Source organism: Faecalimonas sp. LCP19S3_D12 (assembly GCF_052121495.1).
Taxonomy (GTDB): Bacteria; Bacillota; Clostridia; order Lachnospirales; family Lachnospiraceae; genus Faecalimonas.
Map to the genome: position 1 here is coordinate 1 of NZ_JBQKED010000017.1, position 16,000 is coordinate 16,000.

Annotated in this window: 19 protein-coding genes and 2 pseudogenes; all 21 read left to right on the forward strand. The window is 40.0% G+C overall.

The window, feature by feature from the left end:
* Positions 1 to 210: pseudogene (locus ACTQXY_RS06755) on the forward strand (hypothetical protein); the annotation flags it as partial.
* Complete coding sequence (locus ACTQXY_RS06760; RefSeq protein WP_441658854.1) at positions 211 to 1,011, forward strand: hypothetical protein; 801 nt, start codon at positions 211 to 213, stop codon at positions 1,009 to 1,011. It abuts the pseudogene before it with no gap.
* Positions 1,012 to 1,029: 18 nt separating this feature from the next.
* The gene (locus ACTQXY_RS06765; RefSeq protein ID WP_441658855.1) at positions 1,030 to 1,923 is read left to right on the forward strand and encodes an Ig-like domain-containing protein; all 894 of its coding nucleotides are present in this window, start codon (positions 1,030 to 1,032) and stop codon (positions 1,921 to 1,923) included.
* Between the two features lie 9 nt (positions 1,924 to 1,932).
* Complete coding sequence (locus tag ACTQXY_RS06770; RefSeq protein ID WP_441658856.1) at positions 1,933 to 2,091, forward strand: hypothetical protein; 159 nt, start codon at positions 1,933 to 1,935, stop codon at positions 2,089 to 2,091.
* Positions 2,088 to 2,462 carry a hypothetical protein gene (locus tag ACTQXY_RS06775; RefSeq protein ID WP_441658857.1) on the forward strand — a complete coding sequence of 125 codons (375 nt, stop codon included), beginning with the start codon at positions 2,088 to 2,090 and terminating at the stop codon, positions 2,460 to 2,462. The genes ACTQXY_RS06770 and ACTQXY_RS06775 overlap by 4 nt, the downstream gene beginning before the upstream one ends.
* Positions 2,463 to 2,464: 2 nt before the next feature.
* The gene (locus tag ACTQXY_RS06780; protein WP_441658858.1) at positions 2,465 to 2,587 is read left to right on the forward strand and encodes a CD1375 family protein; all 123 of its coding nucleotides are present in this window, start codon (positions 2,465 to 2,467) and stop codon (positions 2,585 to 2,587) included.
* 49 nt (positions 2,588 to 2,636) lie between these two features.
* A complete protein-coding gene (locus ACTQXY_RS06785) occupies positions 2,637 to 2,762 on the forward strand; it encodes a CD1375 family protein (RefSeq protein ID WP_441658859.1) in 126 nt (41 codons plus the stop codon).
* 55 nt (positions 2,763 to 2,817) lie between these two features.
* Positions 2,818 to 3,048, forward strand: a complete 231-nt coding sequence (locus tag ACTQXY_RS06790; protein WP_441658860.1) for a hypothetical protein — start codon at positions 2,818 to 2,820, stop codon at positions 3,046 to 3,048.
* Between the two features lie 5 nt (positions 3,049 to 3,053).
* Positions 3,054 to 3,377 carry a ribonuclease gene (locus ACTQXY_RS06795; protein WP_441658861.1) on the forward strand — a complete coding sequence of 108 codons (324 nt, stop codon included), beginning with the start codon at positions 3,054 to 3,056 and terminating at the stop codon, positions 3,375 to 3,377.
* 58 nt (positions 3,378 to 3,435) lie between these two features.
* Complete coding sequence (locus ACTQXY_RS06800; protein WP_441658862.1) at positions 3,436 to 4,134, forward strand: BRO-N domain-containing protein; 699 nt, start codon at positions 3,436 to 3,438, stop codon at positions 4,132 to 4,134.
* A 49-nt stretch (positions 4,135 to 4,183) separates the two neighbouring features.
* The gene (locus ACTQXY_RS06805; protein ID WP_441658863.1) at positions 4,184 to 5,098 is read left to right on the forward strand and encodes an N-acetylmuramoyl-L-alanine amidase; all 915 of its coding nucleotides are present in this window, start codon (positions 4,184 to 4,186) and stop codon (positions 5,096 to 5,098) included.
* A 209-nt stretch (positions 5,099 to 5,307) separates the two neighbouring features.
* Positions 5,308 to 5,733: pseudogene (locus ACTQXY_RS06810) on the forward strand (manganese catalase family protein); the annotation flags it as partial.
* 163 nt (positions 5,734 to 5,896) lie between these two features.
* On the forward strand, positions 5,897 to 7,762 hold the full coding sequence (asnB, locus tag ACTQXY_RS06815) for an asparagine synthase (glutamine-hydrolyzing) (protein WP_441658864.1): 1,866 nt from the start codon (positions 5,897 to 5,899) through the stop codon (positions 7,760 to 7,762).
* A gap of 7 nt (positions 7,763 to 7,769) precedes the next feature.
* Positions 7,770 to 8,963, forward strand: a complete 1,194-nt coding sequence (locus ACTQXY_RS06820) for an FtsW/RodA/SpoVE family cell cycle protein (RefSeq protein ID WP_441658865.1) — start codon at positions 7,770 to 7,772, stop codon at positions 8,961 to 8,963.
* 88 nt (positions 8,964 to 9,051) lie between these two features.
* Positions 9,052 to 9,891 (forward strand): DegV family protein, encoded by an 840-nt coding sequence (locus ACTQXY_RS06825; RefSeq protein ID WP_441658866.1) that lies wholly within the window; start codon positions 9,052 to 9,054, stop codon positions 9,889 to 9,891.
* 22 nt (positions 9,892 to 9,913) lie between these two features.
* The gene (locus ACTQXY_RS06830) at positions 9,914 to 10,162 is read left to right on the forward strand and encodes a tetratricopeptide repeat protein (protein WP_441658867.1); all 249 of its coding nucleotides are present in this window, start codon (positions 9,914 to 9,916) and stop codon (positions 10,160 to 10,162) included.
* 198 nt (positions 10,163 to 10,360) lie between these two features.
* The gene (gene mraZ / locus ACTQXY_RS06835) at positions 10,361 to 10,798 is read left to right on the forward strand and encodes a division/cell wall cluster transcriptional repressor MraZ (protein WP_441658912.1); all 438 of its coding nucleotides are present in this window, start codon (positions 10,361 to 10,363) and stop codon (positions 10,796 to 10,798) included.
* Positions 10,799 to 10,824: 26 nt separating this feature from the next.
* Positions 10,825 to 11,760 (forward strand): 16S rRNA (cytosine(1402)-N(4))-methyltransferase RsmH, encoded by a 936-nt coding sequence (rsmH, locus tag ACTQXY_RS06840; protein ID WP_441658868.1) that lies wholly within the window; start codon positions 10,825 to 10,827, stop codon positions 11,758 to 11,760.
* A 63-nt stretch (positions 11,761 to 11,823) separates the two neighbouring features.
* Complete coding sequence (locus ACTQXY_RS06845; RefSeq protein ID WP_441658869.1) at positions 11,824 to 12,300, forward strand: hypothetical protein; 477 nt, start codon at positions 11,824 to 11,826, stop codon at positions 12,298 to 12,300.
* A gap of 10 nt (positions 12,301 to 12,310) precedes the next feature.
* Positions 12,311 to 14,194, forward strand: coding sequence for a penicillin-binding transpeptidase domain-containing protein (locus ACTQXY_RS06850; protein WP_441658870.1), 1,884 nt, complete (start codon positions 12,311 to 12,313; stop codon positions 14,192 to 14,194).
* Positions 14,195 to 14,257: 63 nt separating this feature from the next.
* Positions 14,258 to 15,991: a penicillin-binding transpeptidase domain-containing protein gene (locus ACTQXY_RS06855; protein WP_441658871.1), complete on the forward strand. Its 1,734-nt coding sequence runs from the start codon at positions 14,258 to 14,260 to the stop codon at positions 15,989 to 15,991.
* The last annotated feature ends 9 nt before the right edge of the window (positions 15,992 to 16,000 follow it).

A 16,000-nucleotide genomic window follows, 5' to 3' on the forward strand; every position in this document is an offset into this window, starting at 1 on the left:
GAAGAAGATGGAGCGAAACGGTTGAAAGAATTACAGAACTATAAAAGCGTAGATTTAACCATAGATGATATTGATTTGGAAATGGGAGATATCATAGGCGGAAGAGAGCAGATAACCGGAACGAGCGTAGTAAAGCCGATTATCGGCAAAATCCTGAAAATAAAGGATGGAAGAGCTGAAATAGAATACAAGATAAAAGGAGATGAGTAAATGGCACTGAAAGCATTAACGCTGAATACACCCGCTGCTGACAAAGCCCATATTTTCGCGGAAGACGATGCGGCGATTTATCAGAGTATCATCGGCAACGATGGTGTGTTTGATATTGGCGAAAAATTTAAGACCACGGTAATCAGTAACAACAAAGTACGTGTTGGGAATGGAGTGTTAAATGTACAAGGACATATTGCACGTACCGTATATGGAGATTACACGGATATGACAATTGAAAATGGTGTTTCCGGGAAAAAGAGAAATGACCTAATTGTTGCAAAGTTCACAGTTGGTTCGGATAGTGACACATTTGTTTTGGAAGTAAAGAAAGGCGTGGCGGGCACTACGGCAACAGATCCAGTAGTGACAAAGGGGGACTTGTATAATGGGAGTAAGGTAAGAGAGTTGCCGCTTTGGAGAGTGAAAATTGAAAACTTAAGTATTGTGAAAGTGGAGCAGATGTTCACTGTGAATGCAACGAATAAAGGGTTGTTGAATAAGATTGACGAATTGGAGAAAAAGACCTATCGTCTTGGTCAATGGAAAGAAATCAACACGAATAATTATACAGTACCAGAAGATGGTTTTGTGTATCTGTGGTGGAGACCGAACGATGGCACAAAGCCAGTTACGTTTGCAAATCTGAAGGACGTTACAATTGATGAATTCCTGGCAGCGGGAGTTACTGTGGATGGACTACCGGTTATGCTAAATGCACCTGTTCAAAAAGGGCATGTAATTAAATATGACTATGGTGCGGTAGGTCCTCATTATTTTTCATTTGCACCTTTGCGATAAAAGAAAGGAGTTAGGAGAATGGCAGCAAAAACAATAACACTGTCCTTAAATGGGCAGACATATACATTAACAAAAAATAGCGCAACTGGAAAATTCGAAAAAGAGATTACGGCACCGACCAAATCAAGCTATAATCAGCCGGAACATGTGTATGCAATGGCTCTGAAAGCAGAGGATCAGGCAGGAAATGTGACGACAATCGATAAAAGCAACACTACGTTTGGCACAAAAATGAAATTGGATGTAAATGAAAAGGTAGCGCCAGTAATTACAGTTACAAAGCCGGGAGCGGGGGCATACCTGACGAATACCACCGTGGAAATCGAATTTACCGTAACAGATAACGACAGTGGAGTGAACCCGGATACAATTACGATTAAAGTAGATTCAAGTTCCGTGACACCTACTAAAACAAAGGTGACAAATGGGTATAAGTGTACACATACGATCACCTTGAAAGATGGAAGTCACACAATAGAACTCAATGCGGTGGATTTTGATGGAAATAAAGCGGTTGCAAAAACAGTTACATTCAAAGTCGATACGGTTCCGCCAACATTGAATCTTTCCTCGCCGACGGATAATCTGATCACGAACAAAGAGTCATGCGTGGTATCGGGGACTACAAATGATGTAACCAGTCCGGCTTGTACTGTAAAGATTACATTAAATGCGGTAGATCAGGGAGCAGTAAGTGTAGCAGGGGATGGAACATTTAGCAAAACGCTTACACTAAAGAAAGGTGCAAACACGATTGTTGTACGCTCAACGGATAAAGCCGGAAAATATTCAGAAGTGACAAGAAGAGTAGAATATGATCCGGATGCACCGGTAATTCGCTCTGTAGAGGTTACGCCAAATCCAGTAGATGCAGGAAAGACATTCAAGATTGTAGTTGATGTTACAGATTAAGGAGACAGTATGATATATGTTGATGAGATAAAAGTAACGCCGAATCCAGTAGATGCAGGAAAAACATTCAAAATAGAAGTCTCACTGCATGAAGAGTATGAGAATGGAAAGAAGTATGGATATCGATACGGATACCGATACGGTGAAAAGAAAGGAGTGCAAAAATGAAACAATTGTTTTTTAATGACGGAAGAACATTAGAGACTCAGTCTGTAACCAAAGTAGGAGAGGATAAGCTACACATCAGAGTGATTCTGACAACATCGGAGCAGCTAAAGGCACTGTTTGGAGACACGTTTGCTACGGAAAAGATGACCATGTATGAGAATCATACAGAGGTAGAGAGTTTTGAAAAATATAATAAGCTGTCCTATTTGAAAGAGGAAGCAGGGGGCATCTGGGAAGTGGAGATGATGCAGAAAGAAAAAGATGATGCAACAAAAATCTTGGAACTAGAAAAAGCATTAGCAGCTGCAAATAGACAAGTAACAGACTTGCAAATGGCAATCTGTGAATTATACGAAAAGATGGAGGTGTAAACATGGCGATTTATATGGCAAAGGTGTATGCCGATTTAATCAAGAAGGAGAAAAAGACAATTGAGGACGTACCGGAGAATCTGAGAGAAGAAGTAAGGTCATTATTGGAGAGAGAGTATGATTAATTTTATACTCTTTTTTCTAAAGATATTTTGGCGAAAGGAGGTGAAAGATATGGTAGTGATTTACGCAACATTAATTGTAAAAGGGAAAAAGAAAATCGAAGATGTACCGGCAAAAATCCGTGATCAGGTAAAAGAGTTACTGGTAGATTTGGAAGTGCCGGAGCTGGCAGAGTAAAAGGACCGTAATGGTCTTTTTATTTTGCAAATCTTTAGAAAAAAGGAGTAGAGACATGGAGACGATTATTTCAGCATGCATATCAGCATGCGTGACACTTTTGGTCTGTATAATAAGCAACCGTGCACAACAGGAGAAAACAAGAACATTGATGCAGTACAAGCTCGATGAGCTTACGAAAAAAGTCGAAAAGCATAATTCGGTTGTGGAAAGGACTTTTTTATTGGAAGAAAAAATTAAAGTAGCAAATCATAGAATTGAAGATTTAGAAGGAAAGGTAGGATAACAATTATGGAACAATTAGTTATGAACACGACATTGATTATCGGAATTATTGGGGGATTGGCATTTGCAGTATCTATTATTACACAGGTCTTTAAAGGAGTCTCAGGGCTTAAGAAAATTCCTACAGACATCTTAGTATTTGTACTGTCTATCGGAATTACGGTAGTGGCGTTTATTGCTTACATGCAGTACATACAGCAAGCGATTTTGTGGTATATGATCATTGCTGCTATTATGGCAGGATTCTTGGTGGCATTTGTGGCTATGTATGGCTGGGAAAAAGTAGCGGAGCTTTGGAAGAGATTTTATAAGGGTAACACAAACAAGTAATTAAGAGGGTGAGAAATCGTCCTTTTTTAGTAGCGTTAATTTATCAGGAGGAGAAAATATGAAACTAAAACTTGTGAAACAGGGAGAATTTTTAGGAACAGTATGTGAGTTTTATGTAGATGAGGAAAACAATATCTATATGAGCAGAACTCAGATAGGGTATGCATTAGAATATAAAGACCCTGCAAATGCTATCAAGAATATACATAACAAAAATCATGAGAGATTTGACAAGTATTCTGTTGTTTTAACGGGTGCTCAGTTTGAACCCCCATTAAGAAATAACAGTAAAGCACAAAAAGTGTATATGTACAATGAATTTGGAATATATGCTATGTGCGCAAGATCAAGACAACCAGTAGCAGATAGTTTTAATGACTGGGTGGCGCAAGTGATTTCTTCCATTAGAAAAAATGGATACTACATAGCTTCTGGAAAAGACAGGAAATGGATGGGGATCCGCAAAGAATCCAAAGAGGTGCGTAAGTATGAAACAGATCAAATAAAACTTTTTACAGATTACGCAAAAGGACAAGGGAGCGAGAATGCTGAAAGGTATTATATGATTTTTACAAAGCTGATCAATGATAAAGCAGGAATTGCAAAAGGACAAAGAGATGAAGTATCTCAGGAAATCCTTATGGAAGTCAAAGCTCTAGAGACGCTTGTGAAAATGAGAATCCACAAATTAATGGAAAGAAACGTACCTTATAAACAAATCTATAGGGATGTAAAAGAAATGGTAGAAAAAATTTAATCAGTTGGGATTTTGTGATGGCGTAATTGCCGGAAGAAAGGAGTAAACTATGGGAACATATAACGTACATGCTGGACACTGTCCACAAGGACAGGGGGCATCCGGAGCGGTTGGTATTTTACAGGAATCTGTGGAAGATAGAATCGTAAAAAACGAAGTAATCCGTCTGTTAAGAGCAGAGGGGAATACAGTCTACGACTGCACCTGCGACGAAAATACAACAAAAAGTGGATGCTTAGATAAGATTATCGCAAAGTGTAATTCACATAGCGTTGATTTGGATATAAGCATACATCTAAACAGTGGGCGAAATGATTACGGCGGAGACGGAAGTACAGGTGGTGTTGAGGTATGGAACTACGACACTAAAACACAGGAAATCTCGGACAGAATCTGTGAAGCGATTGCAGCAGAGTTAGGAATCCGCAACAGAGGGACGAAATACGACAAGGACTTATTTGTGCTTGCAAATACAAAGTCAAAGGCATTGTTGGTAGAATGCTGCTTTGTTGATGATGCAGACGACGCAAAAGTGTGGGATGCAAAACGCTGCGCAAAAGCAATCGTGGAAGGAATCTTAAACAAAAAAATCAGTACAACAGGAGGTAGTGGAGTGAATACAGTAAGAAGAATAAAACCGGGAACAGCTTATTTAAATGAGGATTGTCCAATTTATGACGTTACATTTAAAAATGTTATCATTAATGGGAAAAAAGGAGATCACATTACTGTGTTAGATCATGGAACGGAAGGGGTAAAAGTAAGACACAATAGTACAGTTGGCTACATGCACTGTAAATATGTCATGCCAGTAATCTATCCGGGAGACAAACTTCAAACCGTAGAAGATGTTACAATTACAATTAAAAAAGGTACGCAGCTTGTATCACAGGATAATGGGTACTTGGGGAATATCGTAAATGGTAATTTCCTTATCGATTCAAAGTCGGTTGAGAAGATCTAGAACACAGCCCCATCTCCGAAGAGGTGGGGCTGAAATATAATGTTGACACTCTAGTATTAGAGTGCTATATTATAAGTAGAAATAAACAAAGAGACCGTTCCTTATTCAACGTACCCCGGAGACATGAGGAGCGGTTTCTTTTATTAAAGTAATAAGGTTTGAGTTTTTACTTATTATAAATACATTACGGATAACATGATTGTGCGAATGAGCTGGCCCACATGGAGATGATCTGTGCCATTGTCCACCAACTCACCAGAAATCTTTCAGTAGAAGAGATTGAAAAATATGGTTTTGACAAATATTATGTAGATCACACCCTTGCGCTTTGGCCACAGGCGGCAAGCGGAGCACCGTGGACAGCGACATATTTTCAATCAAAGGGAGATCCAATCACTGATTTGCATGAGGATATGGCAGCAGAGCAGAAGGCGAGAACGACGTATGACAATATTTTACGTCTCGTAAAAGATCCGGAAGTGTGTGATCCGATTCGTTTCTTGCGAGAGCGTGAAATTGTACATTATCAGAGATTTGGTGAAAGTCTTAGAATCGTGCAGGATGATTTGGACAGTAAGAATTTCTATGCGATCAATCCAGAATTTGATATGAGAGGGAACTGTAATTGTAAGTAGACAGAGTGTACAAGGAGAGTTTAACAGGAAAAAACAAGTTGTTTTTATGAAAAGATGTGGGTATAATGTTAAAGTAACGTCGGTGTGGCAGCTGCGGCACCGGCGCTGCATGAACAAAAGACAGCAAGAATGAAACAGAAGGAAAATAGAAGGAGAACAATACATGTGCGGATTTACAGGATTTGTAGGAGCAATCGAGAATAAAGAACAGGTGCTTGAAAATATGATGAATACCATTGTACATCGTGGACCAGACAGTGCAGGGACATTTTTAGATGACGATGCAGCGCTTGGATTTCGACGCTTGAGTATCATCGATATCTCTTCGACAGGTGACCAGCCGCTGTATAATGAAGATAGAACAAAAGTATTGGTATTTAATGGAGAAATTTATAATTATCGGGAATTGAGAGAAAAATTAATTGAGGCGGGGCATGAGTTTAAGACACATACCGATTCAGAGACACTTCTTCATGGATATGAGGAGTGGGGAGAATCGTTGGTTGACCGTCTTCGTGGAATGTATGGGTTTGTAATTTGGGACAGAGAAAAGAAAAAAATGTTTGGCGCGAGAGATATTTTCGGTATCAAACCGTTTTATTATGCACAGATGAACGGAAGTTTTTTATTTGGATCCGAGATCAAATCGTTTGTGGAACACCCGAAATTCGATAAAGTATTTAATGAGGAGGCGCTAGGAAATTATTTGTCATTCCAGTTTGTGCCTACAAATGAGACCTTTTTTAAAGGGGTATATTGTCTCCAGCCGGGACATTATTTTACTTACGAGGATGGAAAGCTTGAGGTTACAAGATACTTTGAGCCGCATTTTACAGGAGATACGGACAAGTCATTTGATGAAGTTGTGGATGAAATCGAAAAAGTGATGAAAGAGTCTGTAGAAATGCATAAGATCAGTGATGTGGAGGTTGGCTCTTATCTTTCAAGTGGTGTGGACTCCAGCTACATGGCTTATTTAGGACAGGTTGACCGCACGTTCACAGTCGGATTTGGGGAAGAAAAATACAGTGAGATACATGATGCGAAAGAATTTGCAAAGAGTATTCATATGAAGAACGACAGCAAGATTATTGAACCGGATGAGTATTGGGATGCGCTTTCTGATATTATGTATTATATGGACGAGCCTGTGGCGGATCCGGCAGCAATTGCACTTTACTTTTTGAGTAAGGAGGCTGCCAAAAAGGTAAAAGTAGTTCTGTCAGGAGAAGGTTCGGATGAGTTGTTCGGTGGATACAATATTTATTGCGAACCTCTTGAATACACCGGATTTAACAAAGTACCGTTATTTATCCGCAGGATGTTAGGGGCGTTTGCAGAAAACTGCATGCCAAGGTCGATGAAGGGACGCGGATTTTTGATGCGTCACGGAAAAACGCTAGAAGAGCGTTATATTGGAAATGCGAAGATATTTACAGAAAAAGAGGCAAAGAAAGCGATTAAGAAAGGATTTCAACCGGGTTGCATGAAAGTGACTGCTCCGATCTATGAGAGAGTAAAAGGAAAAGATCCGGTCACAAAGATGCAGTACCTGGACATTCATCTTTGGCTTGTGCATGATATCCTGATGAAAGGGGACAAGATGGGAATGGCAAACTCGTTGGAAGTGCGTGTCCCATTTTTGGATAAAGAAGTGCTGGAATTGGCGCAGACGCTTCCGCTTCAGTATAAAGTGGACGCACCAAAGACAAAGATTGCGCTTCGTGCTGCGGCGGAGAGAGGCATTCGCAGCAAGACTGCAGAAAAGAAAAAACTTGGTTTCCCAATTCCGATTCGTGTATGGCTCAAAGAAGAGAAATATTATAATAGGGTGAAAGCGCAATTTTCATCAAAAGAAGCACAACAGTTCTTCAATGTATCGTATCTTCTGAAACTTTTGGAAGAACATAAAGCAGGAAAGCAGGATAACAGCCGTAAGATATGGACGGTATATATTTTCTTATTGTGGTATGACAGATATTTTGCAAATGGGAAACCGGTACATCCATCTTTGAATAACGGGCAGTAAGAATTCGATGGGGAGTGTAAATGTGGCAACTCGTAAAAAACAAAGGGAAAAACGAGAAGAAAAAAAGCGGGGGAAAGAAGGCGTTGTCCAGTATTTTGACTATAGTTTGCTGGCAATTGTGATTTTTCTTATGTGTTTTGGACTTGTCATGCTTTATAGTACAAGTTCTTACAGTGCACAGATCAAATATGGCGATAGTATGTATTTTTTTAAACGGCAGGCAGTGATTAGTCTGGCGAGTGTATTGATAATGCTTGTGGTTGCAAAAATTAATTATCATTGGTATGCAAAACGTTCGAAAGTCTTTTATATCATTGCATTTATTTTGATGGCATTGGTACTCACACCGCTTGGAATTGAAGTATATGGTGCAAGAAGATGGATTAGATTACCACTTGAACAGCAAATGCAGCCATCGGAAGTGATGAAGATTGCGATTATTTTATTTATTCCATATCTGATTTGTCAGGCAGGGAGTAAGGTAAAACGCCCGAAAGAGGCACTTAAAATATTTGCATGGGGAGCAGCAGCAGCGCTCGGTGTGTATAAACTCACTGATAACATGAGTACCGGAATCATTGTGCTTGGGATTGTGAGCATTATGTTGATCATTGTCTATCCAAAATCAGCTCCAATTGTTGTGCTTGGGATTGCAGCTTGTATTGTAGGATATGCAGGACTGCATCTTTTAGGAGAATATTTGGAATCAAGCGGAAGCTTCCGAATGGAGAGAATTCTTGTATGGTTGAACCCGGAGGAATATATGTCTGATGGAGGATTTCAAGTGGTTCAGGGATTATATGCGATTGGTTCCGGTGGATTCTTTGGAAAAGGTCTCGGAAACAGTGCACAAAAGATGATCATCCCAGAAGTTCAAAATGATATGATTTTGGCGATTATCTGTGAGGAGTTAGGTGTGTTTGGCGCGATCATTGTATTGTTATTATTTGCAATCTTGCTATATAGGCTTCTATTTATTGCACAGAATGCACCAGATTTGTATGGTTCTTTGATTGTAACTGGCATTTTTGCACATATTGCACTACAGGTGATTTTTAATGTGTGTGTCGTACTGAATCTGATTCCGACAACTGGAATTACACTTCCGTTTATCAGTTATGGGGGAACCTCGATTTTGTTTTTGATGGCGGAGATGGGAATTGCACTTGGTGTGTCAAGCCGCATTCGTTTTGAAGAATAAACAAAAGTCTTTTCAAATATACATAAATATGATATAGTGATATGTAGTATTAAAAACTATATCAGATGGTGCTTTGGAGGGAAGATTGATGAGTTATAAAATTATCGTAGATAGCTGTGGCGAATTGACAAAAGAGATGAAAGATAGTGGCATTTTTGAAAGTGTTGCACTTGGTATAGAGATAGGAGATCATCATATTGTAGATGATGAGACATTTGAACAGGCAGAATTTTTAAAGAAAGTGTCAGAAAGTCCGGAATGCCCAAAATCATCATGCCCATCACCGGAACGATATATGGAAACTTACCGGTGTAATGCAGAACGTGTATATGTCGTGACATTGTCAGCGGAATTGAGTGGTTCTTATAACAGTGCGGTGCTAGGGAAGAATTTATATACAGAAGAGTATGGTGAAAAAGAGATTTATATATTTAATTCTCGTTCTGCTTCCATAGGGGAGACGCTGATCGCACAGAAGATTGCAGAATGCGAAGAGCAGGGAATGGGATTTGAACAGGTTATAACAACAGTAGAAAAATTTATAGAGAGACAAAATACATATTTTGTGTTAGAATCATTAGAGACGCTTCGCAAGAATGGGCGGTTGACTGGTGTGAAAGCTTTGGTTGCATCGGCACTGAATATCAAGCCGGTCATGGGAGGAACGAAAGAAGGAACTATTTACCAGATCGGACAGGCGAGAGGAATGAAAAAAGCGCTTGTAAAACTTGTCGATACTCTTGTAGGAGAAGTGGAACATCCAGAGAATAAGATACTTGCAATTGCCCATTGCAACTGCAAAGCACGGGCGGATGATGTGAGAAAGATGATTGAGGAAAAGATTCAAGTGAGAGATGTTATCATACTTGATACAAAGGGAATCAGTTCCATGTATGCGAGCGATGGAGGAATTATTGTCTCAATATAAGAAATCGGACGGAGGATGAAAGATGAGTCAGGAAAAAGTGGCACGTTACAAAGAAGAAAAAGCAAACCGAAAAACGATGATGAAGAAAGAAAAGAGAAAGCATTTTTTTAGAAAATGTGTAGTAGGAGTTGTGGCAATTGGTTTGATTGGATGGATTGGGTATTCTGCATATAATATGTATGAAAGCAGCAGACCACGTCAGATGGCAGAAGTGGATTATAGTGAGATCGACTCTTATATTGAGAGTTTGAACGGAACAGAGACAGAATAGAGAATAAAAAAAGAACTGCGTGTCAGTTCTTTTTTTGTTTATAGAAGAAAAGTTTGTGAAAGGTTTACACAAACTTATAAAAAATGCTTGAAATGGCAGGAAAAGTAGTTTACAATGGTTTTAGGTGGTAGAAAGTGGTGAATAGTGGTGTAAAATGGTAGAGAAGTGGCAGTACCATTTCGAAAGAAGGTGTTTTCATTGTTGACAGGAGAATTTAATCATAGTATCGATGCGAAGGGCAGATTAATTATCCCTTCTAAATTTCGTGATATCCTGGGTGAAGACTTTGTCATCACAAAAGGATTGGATGGTTGCCTGTTCCTGTACCCGAACAATGAATGGAAAATCTTTGAAGAAAAGCTAAGAACCTTACCGCTCACAAATAAAAACGCCAGAACTTTTACGCGTTTCTTTTTGGGAAGTGCAGTGGATGGCGGTCTTGATAAACAAGGCAGGGTATTAATCTCTTCTGCCCTCAGAACTTTTGCGGGATTGGAAAAGGAAGTCGTTTTAGTAGGAGTACTAGATCGAGTGGAAATTTGGGATAAAGCAAAATGGGATGAAAATAATGCTGTTGTAGAAGAAGATATGGACGACATTGCAAGTCAGATGGAGGAGTTAGGACTTGGAATCTAAGACTTTGACTGCATTTGGAGGTAATTATGGTATTTGAGCATAAATCAGTATTGTTAGAAGAGACAGTAAATGGTCTGAACATCAAGCCAGATGGCATTTACGTAGATGGAACGCTTGGTGGCGGCGGACACGCTTATGAAGTGTGTAAGCATTTAAACAACAAGGGGAGATTTATAGGAATAGATCAGGACGAAGCTGCGATAGAGGCAGCGGGCAGCCGACTAATCGACTTCGGGGAGAGAGTTACGATAGTCAGAAGCAACTATTGTGATATGAAGTCGAAGCTTCAAGAATTAGGCATTGACAAGGTAGATGGGATTGTGCTTGATTTGGGCGTATCCTCCTATCAACTGGATACGGCAGAACGAGGATTTTCCTATCGGGTAGATGCTCCTTTGGATATGAGAATGGATAGGCGTCAGAAGATGACGGCCAAAGACATCGTCAATGAATATAGTGAGATGGATCTTTTTCGAATTATTCGTGATTATGGGGAAGATAAATTTGCGAAAAATATTGCAAAGCATATTGTGCTGGAGAGAGAAAAAGGTCCTATCGAAACTACCGGACAATTGATAGAAGTTATTAAACGTGCCATACCGATGAAATTTCAAAAAACAGCAGGACATCCTGCGAAGAGAACCTTTCAGGCAATTCGTATTGAATTGAATAGGGAGCTGGAAGTATTGAGAGAAAGTCTGGATGACATGATTGAGTTATTGAATAAAGATGGAAGGATATGTATCATCACCTTCCATTCATTGGAAGACAGGATTGTAAAAGGGATTTTTAGGAAAAATGAGAATCCGTGCACCTGTCCGTCTCATTTTCCGGTATGTGTATGCGGGAATGAGTCGAAGGGGAGAGTTATTACAAGAAAACCAATTTTGCCAGGTGCAAAGGAGTTGGAGGAAAACAGTCGGTCGAAAAGTGCGAAGTTGCGTATCTTTGAGCGTGTATAACAAAAGGGATATTGCTTGTAATCAGAAAAAGGGAGATAAATAATTAGAATTGGGGTGAGTGATATGGCATACGTATATGGAAATACCATACGAAAAGAGACACTTCCAAAAACAGAAGAACATACTATTCCAAAACAGCCGAGGAAAACGAGTCGGCAGGTGCGGAAGAATAGAAATAAGGCATTGCGTATGAGTGCGGGATATGTTGTGTTTTTGGCAATTGCAGCAATTGCAGCGTTAATTGTCTGTACAAGCTATTTGAAGCTGCAATCTGAAATTACCAGTCGCTCAAGAAATATCGCATCTCTTCAGGAGAAATTAGCGGATTTAAAAGAAGATAATACAACAAGATACAATGCTGTCTTAAATTCGGTGAATCTGGAAGAAATCAGAGACAAGGCAATTAATGAATTAGGGATGGTATATGCCAATCCGGAACAGATTATTAAGTACAAAAGTCCGACAAGCAACAAAGTCAAGAAATATGAAGACATACCAGAAAGCGGTGTACTTGCAGGTTCTGATAAAGTAGAAAAATAAGGGTGAAACAATGTCAAAGAAAAAACGAGGAGTACAGTATACGCGACAAAAGTTTCCCAAAAAGATGCAGAAAAAGCTAGTAATGCTGTTTGGGGCAATTGTACTAGCTTTTTTCGTCTTAATCGGGAGAATTACGTATATCAGCGCATCAAATGGTGAGAAATATACAAAAATTGTATTGGAACAGCAGCAATATGACAGTAGGGTAATTCCGTTCAAAAGAGGGGATATTTTAGATCGAAACGGAACAAAAATTGCTACGAGCGAACGTGTATACAATGTAATATTAGATGCAAAAGTCATGCTGGCATCTGAGGATGAGGAGAAAAAAAGTAAAACGATCAGTCAGACAAAGAAAGCGCTTGAGGAGTGCTTTGGGATAACAGAAGAAGCTGTAGACAAAGTGATTGAGGAAAATCCGGAGGGGCGTTATAATATTATGCTAAAAGGTGCCACATATGCGCAGGCACAGGCGTTTGAAGTGATGGAAGAAAATGAAGATGACAAAGAAGAATATGCTTACATTTCAGGAGTGTGGTTGGAAGATGACTATGTCAGAACATATCCATACAATACCCTTGCGTCGGATGTGATTGGATTTACCGTGTCCGGCAATGTTGGAAATGGCGGGTTGGAAGCGTCTTATAACAGCATTTTGAATGGAACAGATGGACGAGAGTATGGATATTTGGATTCGGATTCTTCACTGGAGCGCACCGTGAAATCTGCAATCAATGGCAATACGATTGTGTCTACGATTGATGTCACACTTCAGAGTATTGTAGAAAAACATATCAGAGAGTTCAATGACGCGCATAAGGGAGAAGTAGATGAGAATGCACAGGGCAGTTTAAATACAGCTGTTATTATTGCAAATCCGAACACGGGTGAAATTTTGGCGGAGGCATCTTACCCTAATTATGATCTGAATAACCCGAGAGATTTATCGGCATATTATACACAAGAAAAATTGGACGCGATGACGGATGAAGAGAAACTGGATGCCATGAATGCGCTTTGGAAAAATTTCTGTGTGAGTGATACATTTGAGCCGGGATCAACGATGAAGCCGTTTACTGTTGCAGTGGGACTTGAGACAGGGAAACTTACAGGGAACGAGACATATAATTGTACAGGTTCATTGCTAATTCCGGGATATCCAAGCCCGGTAAAATGTCATAAGTTAAGTGGTCACGGCATACAGACAATAGGCGATGCAATAGCCAATTCCTGCAATGTGGCACTCATGCAGATGGCGGAGACGATCGGGGTGGAAGATTTTGTAAAATATCAGAGTGTTTTTGGGTTTGGAGAGACAACCGGAATTGATCTTCCAGGGGAAGCTCAAGGACTTTTATTTCCTGCGGAGAATATGAAGTTGATTGATCTTGCTACAAGCTCGTTTGGGCAGAGCTTTACCGTGACTGCAACTCAGATGGTAGCAGGATTTTCCTCTCTGATCAATGGAGGGAATTATTATAAGCCTCATATTGTAAAGCAGATTCAAGATGAGAATGGAAACATTATTGAGAATAAAGATCCGGTATTATTAAAAAAGACAATCTCGGAAGAAACCAGTAAGACGCTGAGAGAATATATGAGAAAAACAATGACGGAAGGAACCGGAAAAAATGCACAGGTGGAAGGATATGATATCGGTGCAAAGACGGGAACTGCACAGAAAATTCCAAGAACGAGTGGAAAACATCTGCTTTCTTATATGGGATTTGCACCGGTCGATAGTCCGGAGGTAGTTGTGTATGTAGTGATTGATGAGCCAAATGTGGAGAATCAGGCAGTCAGCAGTTATGTGACAGATTTGTCGAGAAATATTATGGCAGAAGCATTTCCGTATCTGAATATTACAAAAGCAACTGACAGTACAGAAGAATAAATATAGAATAACCTCATAAAAGTGTTAATAAATTATAATAATAACTTTTATGAGGTTTTTTAGATGAAAAATAAGACATATAATCGAAAAAAGATTATGGTAGTCTTTGTGTGTGCGATGTTCATATTGTTTGGTTTGATTGCAAGACTTGTATATCTGATGATATTTGACGCAGAATATTATCAGGAGAAAGCAGAGGCGCTGCACGAAAGAGAACGAGAGATCAAAGCGGCGAGGGGAGAAATTATTGATCGGAATGGAACAGTGCTTGCGACAAATAAGACGGTGTGTACCATTTCTGTAATCCACAGTCAGATCAAAGACAAAGAAAAGGTAATTCGGGTATTGGCAGAAGAATTGGAACTTGAGCCGGAAATTGTCCGCAAGCGTGTGGAAAAGGTTTCTTCTATGGAGCGTGTCAAGACGAATGTAGACAAGGAGATAGGTGATCGGATACGGGAATACGAGCTGGACGGAGTGAAGGTGGATGAAGATTTTAAACGGTATTATCCATATGATGAACTTGCCTCAAAGGTACTTGGATTTACAGGAGGAGATAATCAGGGGATTATCGGTCTTGAAGTGAAATATGAGGAGTATCTAAAGGGAATCAATGGCATGATTTTGACAACAACCGATGCGAGAGGAATTGAGTTGGAGGGAATCGCGGAGGATCGAAAAGAGGCAATTCCGGGAAATACATTGCAGATCAGCCTGGATTATAATATTCAGAAATACGCACAGCAGGCGGCAGAAAAAGTGATGGAAGAAAAGGCGGCAGACCGGGTGTCTGTTCTGATTATGAATCCGCAAAATGGGGAAATCCTGTCAATGGTGAATGTGCCTGAGTTTAATTTGAATGATCCTTTTTCCTTAGAGACGACAGGGGTATCTGATGAAAGTGTGAAAGCGGAAGAAAAACAGGATCTTCTGAATCAAATGTGGAGAAACGGCTGTATCAATGACACGTATGAACCGGGGTCTACATTTAAAATTATTACATCATCTGCGTGCCTGGAAGAAGGGGTAGTGAAACTTGACGATACGTTTCACTGCCCGGGCTATCGGATTGTAGAGGATCGAAAAATTCGATGTCATAAGGTCGGCGGACATGGGTCTGAGACCTTTGTGCAGGGAGTACAAAATTCTTGCAACCCTGTATTTATCGACATCGGACTTCGTCTTGGGGTAGATAAATACTATGATTATTTTAAGCAGTTTGGTTTGATGGATAAGACGGGAGTAGATCTTCCGGGGGAGGCGGGAACGATTACGCATAAAAAAGAAAATGTCGGGTTGGTGGAACTGGCAACGATGACTTTTGGACAGTCATTTCAGATTACACCGATTCAGATGGCGACCACGGTCAGTTCTCTGATTAACGGTGGCAGGAGAGTGACACCGCATTTTGGAGTGAAGGTGATAAATGAACAGGAAGAGCGTGAGAAAGTGTTTGAATATAAGGAACGAAAAAACGTGGTATCAGAAGAGACATCGGCGACGATGCGGACGATATTAGAAAGTGTCGTGTCGGAAGGTTCTGGGAAGAATGCCTATATTGAAGGATACAAAATTGGCGGAAAGACAGCTACGTCTCAGACACTTCCAAGAAGTGCGAAGAAATATATTTCCTCATTTATTGGATTTGCGCCGGCAGATAATCCGCAGGTGCTTGCTATGATTGTCATACACGATCCGCAGGGAATCTATTATGGAGGTACGATTGCGGCTCCGGTTGTGAAGGACATTTTTGAAAATATCCTGCCGTATCTGGGGATTGAAAAGGAAGGGGAATAGTTGTATACT

What these genes read in the sequence shown, in the direction of transcription:
- ACTQXY_RS06855 (WP_441658871.1), top strand. Translation starts at nt 14,258, where the DNA reads ATGAAAAATAAGACATATAATCGAAAAAAGATTATGGTAGTCTTTGTG.
- ACTQXY_RS06765 (WP_441658855.1), top strand. Translation starts at nt 1,030, where the DNA reads ATGGCAGCAAAAACAATAACACTGTCCTTAAATGGGCAGACATATACA.
- ACTQXY_RS06790 (WP_441658860.1), top strand. Translation starts at nt 2,818, where the DNA reads ATGGAGACGATTATTTCAGCATGCATATCAGCATGCGTGACACTTTTG.
- ACTQXY_RS06820 (WP_441658865.1), top strand. Translation starts at nt 7,770, where the DNA reads ATGGGGAGTGTAAATGTGGCAACTCGTAAAAAACAAAGGGAAAAACGA.
- ACTQXY_RS06850 (WP_441658870.1), top strand. Translation starts at nt 12,311, where the DNA reads ATGTCAAAGAAAAAACGAGGAGTACAGTATACGCGACAAAAGTTTCCC.
- ACTQXY_RS06805 (WP_441658863.1), top strand. Translation starts at nt 4,184, where the DNA reads ATGGGAACATATAACGTACATGCTGGACACTGTCCACAAGGACAGGGG.
- ACTQXY_RS06775 (WP_441658857.1), top strand. Translation starts at nt 2,088, where the DNA reads ATGAAACAATTGTTTTTTAATGACGGAAGAACATTAGAGACTCAGTCT.
- ACTQXY_RS06825 (WP_441658866.1), top strand. Translation starts at nt 9,052, where the DNA reads ATGAGTTATAAAATTATCGTAGATAGCTGTGGCGAATTGACAAAAGAG.
- ACTQXY_RS06785 (WP_441658859.1), top strand. Translation starts at nt 2,637, where the DNA reads ATGGTAGTGATTTACGCAACATTAATTGTAAAAGGGAAAAAGAAAATC.
- asnB (WP_441658864.1), top strand. Translation starts at nt 5,897, where the DNA reads ATGTGCGGATTTACAGGATTTGTAGGAGCAATCGAGAATAAAGAACAG.
- ACTQXY_RS06780 (WP_441658858.1), top strand. Translation starts at nt 2,465, where the DNA reads ATGGCGATTTATATGGCAAAGGTGTATGCCGATTTAATCAAGAAGGAG.
- ACTQXY_RS06760 (WP_441658854.1), top strand. Translation starts at nt 211, where the DNA reads ATGGCACTGAAAGCATTAACGCTGAATACACCCGCTGCTGACAAAGCC.
- ACTQXY_RS06795 (WP_441658861.1), top strand. Translation starts at nt 3,054, where the DNA reads ATGGAACAATTAGTTATGAACACGACATTGATTATCGGAATTATTGGG.
- rsmH (WP_441658868.1), top strand. Translation starts at nt 10,825, where the DNA reads ATGGTATTTGAGCATAAATCAGTATTGTTAGAAGAGACAGTAAATGGT.
- ACTQXY_RS06845 (WP_441658869.1), top strand. Translation starts at nt 11,824, where the DNA reads ATGGCATACGTATATGGAAATACCATACGAAAAGAGACACTTCCAAAA.
- ACTQXY_RS06800 (WP_441658862.1), top strand. Translation starts at nt 3,436, where the DNA reads ATGAAACTAAAACTTGTGAAACAGGGAGAATTTTTAGGAACAGTATGT.
- ACTQXY_RS06830 (WP_441658867.1), top strand. Translation starts at nt 9,914, where the DNA reads ATGAGTCAGGAAAAAGTGGCACGTTACAAAGAAGAAAAAGCAAACCGA.
- ACTQXY_RS06770 (WP_441658856.1), top strand. Translation starts at nt 1,933, where the DNA reads ATGATATATGTTGATGAGATAAAAGTAACGCCGAATCCAGTAGATGCA.